This is a genomic window from Streptomyces graminilatus (assembly GCF_001418565.1).
Classification (GTDB): Bacteria; Actinomycetota; Actinomycetes; order Streptomycetales; family Streptomycetaceae; genus Streptomyces; species Streptomyces graminilatus.
This window is the reverse complement of record NZ_LIQQ01000633.1, coordinates 1-3,335: the sequence shown is the minus strand read 5'-3', so window position 1 is coordinate 3,335 and position 3,335 is coordinate 1. Positions and strand designations below refer to the sequence as shown.

Below are 3,335 nucleotides of genomic sequence, written 5' to 3'. Positions count from 1 at the left end.
GGGGGTGGCGGGCTGGGTAGCCTGTTCCACGGTGAACCTCAGCTTTCAGAGTGGTGAGGTGATCTGCTTTCGGGGCTGGTCCGGGTCGCATCCGGAGCGGCCCCGACTCCGTTGATCAGCCGGTTCGTACGCGTGCACCACGCGACGGCAGCGGCCGAAGGTGACTCATCGGGTGCAGGCTGGCGCCAGCGGACGGGACGGATTCCTGGGCGAAGGGGCCCGCTGACGGCTCGTGGTGGTGCAGAGTATCAATGCGGTCGAGGTCGTCCTCGGAGAACGTGACGACCCGCCCCTTCTTCGCGTGGGGCAGCCGCTTGATGTGCCGGCGCAGCCACGACTCCTCGACACGGAGCTCGTGCGCCGCCTCGGGGTACGTGTACCGGCGCTTCATGCGGAGACCGCCAGATGCGGGGCGGCGGTAGAGGTGTCCTCCGCCGGCACAGCTCGCCCGGTGGGGGCCCAAAGGATCAGCAGGTCTACGCCGATGACACGACAGATCTCGTGCGCGACGCTGGACGGCTGTGTCTTGGTATTGCCGCTCAGGAGAGCGTCGATGGTCCCGTGCGGGATGCCGACCTTGGACGCGAGTTCCCGGCCGCTGACATCCGAGCCAGTCCCCGTACGGTCCATCAGCTCTCTCATGAGACCGGGCTTGACCAGCCGGTATCGGGGTTCAGAAGCCACGGGCATACCTCTTGGACAGAGTGACCAGAAATTTGGACAGGCCCACCGTGTCAGAAAGTTGGCCACCTTGTCCAGTTTTCTGTACGACCTTCTTGTGCTGGATTTGGTCAAGGTGACCTGACGGACTGGCGCCGACCATCCAGGAACCTGGACACTGTGACCAGCGAAGGAATGCCTTACCCTGCGCTGAGCAGGATGAACGCCACATACGTACCGGCTGACACATGGGCACTGGCGTGCTCACGCAATCAGGAGGCGAGGGGTAATGACGGATGAGGGGCCGACGGACCGGACTGATCTGTCCGACCTTCTGCGCGACCGTAAGGGGCGGTTGGGCCTGGGCCTGCGTGAACTCGCGGCGGCTTGCGTTGATCCCAAAGACCCGGACCGGAAGCCCCAGTATCCGCCCAGCACCCTCGGCAACCTGATCAATGGCGTTCTGGGCACGAAGGGGCCCACGCGTCCGCAGTTGCGCGCACTTGCCCAGGGCTTCCGCCTGCCGCTTGGGCAGGTGCAGGAGGCCGCCGGCGCCCAGTTCTTCGGCATCGACACCGTGTGGAGCGAAGACGCCGAAGTGCGGGCCCTCGTGCACGGCTACCGGGATATGAGCCCCGAGGACCAGGCGTGGGTGCGGGACATCATCGAATCGCGTCGAACGCGCCCAGTATGACTGGCTGAAAACCGTACCTACTCCCCGGTTTCTCCGGGTCGCGTGCGGCATCCCTCAAGTCGTTGGCCATAGCTGCACGTTCAGTACTGGACGCTGACCAGCGGCGGCCTGGATTCCCGCGACTTCCAGTTACTCGTAGGTGAGCCCTGGTCACGGGGTAAGCGGTATGGCATTGTCGGTCATCCGCCTGGGGGGCGTAACTGGTTACGTTCGCTCGCGCGTTCGAGCGGCAGTGCGAACGCGTGGGGCTTGCCAAGCAAGGGGGTCACACGGATGGCAGACGAAGATGCACCGGCGGAGGACAGCACCCTGGTCGACGCCCAGGTCCTGGGCGTCGAGATGGAGTACGTCGACTCTCTGCCCGGAGGCAAAGTCGTCATGGGCCTGGAGGAAAAAGACAACCGATTCACATGGCTCGTTGTGCGCGGCGCTATCACCCCCCAAGCTCGCGTAGAACTGCTCGCCGAACTGAACCACGCAGTTAGTAACGGCTTGTGGGAGCAGAACTGGCAGCCCCCACAAGCGGGGTGAGGTGGCTATCCGACAGCCTTGAGGTGGGAGCGGAAGTCCTGCACGGGCATGGCAGCCTCGACGGCGGCGATGATCTCGCCGTCGAGGGCCCGCACCAAGTGCCCGTACCGGTCCACCGTGGTCGTGATCGACTCGTGTCCCAGGCGTGCCTGGATAGCGGGAAGAGGGATATTCGCACCGATCAGCCATGACACGTGCGTGTGGCGAAGATCGTGCAGCCGGGGCTGCTTCGTCAGCCCCTTCTTGGTGGCCTCCGCGAGAGCCCTCTTCCACTTCCTGTTGTAGAAGTTGCTGTGCCGCCAGGCGGCGCCGTCCCGGCCCCGGAAGATCCAGTCCTCGGGGCGCCGGCCGAGCATGTGATGGCGCAACAGTTCCATCTGGCTGGCGGACAGAGCCAGCACGCGGCGGGCCTTCTTCGTCTTCGGTGGCCCGACTGCGAAGGTGTTGTCTTCCTGGCGCCTCCATGCCCGCTGGATGCTGATCGTCTTGCGCCGTGTGTTCACGTCGCGGTGCTGGAGCGCGGTGATCTCGCCCCAGCGCAGACCGGTGCCGACGAGGAAGTCGATCAGGTCGGCGGCCTTCGGATCGAACATCCGCATCTCAGCGCTGATACGGGCGTACTCGTCGTGCTCGAGGAAGCACATCTCTTCCTCGGTCTGATCGTCCGTGCGCGGCAGCTTGGTCTTCGCGCACGGGTTCGTCACACGCAGCGGCTGCGGGGCGTCCACGGCGGCCTGAAAGATGCAGAACAGCAAGCCGTGGCGATTCGCGATGCTCTTCGGGCTGGCCTTCCGGATCAGCCATCTGTCGGGGTGATGTGGGTCCCGTACGCCTTCGGACTGGACGCGGACCCAGTCCTGCAGGTCGTCCTCCGTGATGGTGCACACGGTCGCGGGGTTGAACGAGCCGTCCCTGAGGGTGTGGACGAGTCCGCCGTACCGCCGCTCGACGCCGTCCGGGCCCGTGTGGAGCAGCCCGGCGAAGTGGTTGTCGATGTCCCGGCGGTAGTCCTTCTTCGTACGCGCCTCGACGCCGGTGAGGCGGTCGACGTAACGGTGTGCCCACGCGAGGAACGGGGCGTCGTCGGGGTGCACTTCAGGTTCAACGAAGCCCTTGCCACGGATCCAGCCGAACGGCCACTTGTTGCCGTGAGCCTCGACGAGACCCTTGAACTGCTCCGCCTGACCGGCTGCTTGCTCGCTGTCGGGGCCACCGAAGTTCTCGGTCTGCCACGCGCCGTCCTGACGCCACTTCACCTGATAGGTCGTAGTGCCGTTCTTCCAGTTTCTTTCAGTGACGCTCGCCATGGGGGGACAATACGACCCGAAGCGGGGCTTCGGGAGGGGGGTGTGTTCCCGTACTGTTCCCGTGATCTCGAACAAGAAGAAGGCCCGACCTGTTTTCGCAGGTCGGGCCTTGATCAATCAGGGTGAGTGACGGGACTTGAACC

The 3,335-nt window shown here is 64.9% G+C and carries 5 protein-coding genes; 2 read left to right on the top strand and 3 right to left on the bottom strand.

The genetic code is table 11. The annotated features are described in order from the left end of the window. Nucleotides 1–115: 115 nt before the first annotated feature. The gene (locus AOK08_RS38745) at nucleotides 116–391 is read right to left on the bottom strand and encodes a helix-turn-helix domain-containing protein (RefSeq protein WP_055534848.1); all 276 of its coding nucleotides are present in this window, start codon (nucleotides 389–391) and stop codon (nucleotides 116–118) included. After that, nucleotides 388–684 (bottom strand): helix-turn-helix domain-containing protein, encoded by a 297-nt coding sequence (locus tag AOK08_RS38740; RefSeq protein WP_157876981.1) that lies wholly within the window; start codon nucleotides 682–684, stop codon nucleotides 388–390. Before AOK08_RS38740 ends, AOK08_RS38745 begins: the two co-directional genes overlap by 4 nt. A 265-nt stretch (nucleotides 685–949) precedes the next feature. Between AOK08_RS38740 and AOK08_RS38735 the strand changes: the two genes are divergently transcribed. Both AOK08_RS38735 and AOK08_RS38730 read left to right on the top strand, forming a co-directional pair. Continuing rightward, nucleotides 950–1,354 (top strand): helix-turn-helix domain-containing protein, encoded by a 405-nt coding sequence (locus AOK08_RS38735; RefSeq protein ID WP_055534844.1) that lies wholly within the window; start codon nucleotides 950–952, stop codon nucleotides 1,352–1,354. Nucleotides 1,355–1,627: 273 nt separating this feature from the next. After that, nucleotides 1,628–1,885: a hypothetical protein gene (locus AOK08_RS38730; RefSeq protein ID WP_055534842.1), complete on the top strand. Its 258-nt coding sequence runs from the start codon at nucleotides 1,628–1,630 to the stop codon at nucleotides 1,883–1,885. A 5-nt stretch (nucleotides 1,886–1,890) separates the two neighbouring features. On the opposite strand, the gene AOK08_RS38725 is transcribed toward AOK08_RS38730, so the two are convergent. After that, the gene (locus tag AOK08_RS38725; RefSeq protein WP_055534840.1) at nucleotides 1,891–3,192 is read right to left on the bottom strand and encodes a tyrosine-type recombinase/integrase; all 1,302 of its coding nucleotides are present in this window, start codon (nucleotides 3,190–3,192) and stop codon (nucleotides 1,891–1,893) included. Nucleotides 3,193–3,335 lie beyond the last annotated feature (143 nt).

What these genes read in the sequence shown, in the direction of transcription:
- AOK08_RS38745 (WP_055534848.1), bottom strand. Translation starts at nt 391, where the DNA reads ATGAAGCGCCGGTACACGTACCCCGAGGCGGCGCACGAGCTCCGTGTC.
- AOK08_RS38735 (WP_055534844.1), top strand. Translation starts at nt 950, where the DNA reads ATGACGGATGAGGGGCCGACGGACCGGACTGATCTGTCCGACCTTCTG.
- AOK08_RS38730 (WP_055534842.1), top strand. Translation starts at nt 1,628, where the DNA reads ATGGCAGACGAAGATGCACCGGCGGAGGACAGCACCCTGGTCGACGCC.
- AOK08_RS38725 (WP_055534840.1), bottom strand. Translation starts at nt 3,192, where the DNA reads ATGGCGAGCGTCACTGAAAGAAACTGGAAGAACGGCACTACGACCTAT.